Origin of the sequence: Nostoc sp. CCY0012 (genome assembly GCF_963920855.1) — a bacterium.
Classification (GTDB): domain Bacteria; phylum Cyanobacteriota; class Cyanobacteriia; order Cyanobacteriales; family Nostocaceae; genus Cyanocohniella.
Window position 1 is genome coordinate 1 of record NZ_CAWUDM010000252.1, and the last position, 714, is coordinate 714.

The following is a 714-nucleotide window of genomic DNA, read 5'->3' on the forward strand; positions in this document are numbered from 1 at the left end:
TCATGATTTTTGGTTGGTAATTATGAATATGTGCTTAACTGGTAAATCCTTCTAAGGCAAAAATATTCAGAGGTTCACCATGTTGACTCAATAACTCTGAACGCAATTCGATTAGTGCTTGCTGTGCATCGCCCAAAGTTACATCTGGTTGATAATTTAAGGTTTTAAACTGGGGATGATTTTTGATTTCTTGAATTGTTTCAAGAGATTGATTGACTAATTCTTGTATTGTTCTTGTTGCCATGCTTGCGCCTCATTCTTGAAATTGCTTAAGCTGCCAGAATTTCTGATGATTCCTCGCTCTATTTCGTCGTTGGATAGGGTTTCGAGATCATCAATACACTGAATATCCTCAAAATGTCCTATGCACTCTATGAGCCATTCCCTTGCAGCTTTTAAGGTTTCTTCATCCATGCGGGAATCTCTAGATAAATATTAGGGTCTGTGAAGTCTCGATACTCTAGCTGGTGGACTCGATGCCTGCTTAGTCGGTAATTATCAAAGGCTACAAGAGCCAGTAATAAGGATGAAATCAACAAAACGCTGTAGCCTAATTTTTGAGGATTAACGGCAATTATCAAGCCTTTATCAGCCTGTTTTACTAGGTGGGAGCGCAAAGGCTTTGAGTGCTGTTCTGACGCTACTTTTAAACTTCTGGGAACTTATATCTTGCACCTAACTGGATAAACACTGAATACGTAAAATAAAGGTCAA

General features: G+C 38.7%; 2 protein-coding genes. Both read right to left on the reverse strand.

Annotated features, from left to right (window positions below; genetic code table 11):
* Nucleotides 1-34: 34 nt before the first annotated feature.
* The gene (locus ACM0OS_RS28995) at nt 35-244 is read right to left on the reverse strand and encodes a hypothetical protein (RefSeq protein ID WP_414546624.1); all 210 of its coding nucleotides are present in this window, start codon (nt 242-244) and stop codon (nt 35-37) included.
* Nucleotides 217-414 carry a peptide ABC transporter substrate-binding protein gene (locus tag ACM0OS_RS29000; RefSeq protein WP_414546625.1) on the reverse strand — a complete coding sequence of 66 codons (198 nt, stop codon included), beginning with the start codon at nt 412-414 and terminating at the stop codon, nt 217-219. The genes ACM0OS_RS28995 and ACM0OS_RS29000 overlap by 28 nt, the downstream gene beginning before the upstream one ends.
* Nucleotides 415-714: the final 300 nt, after the last annotated feature.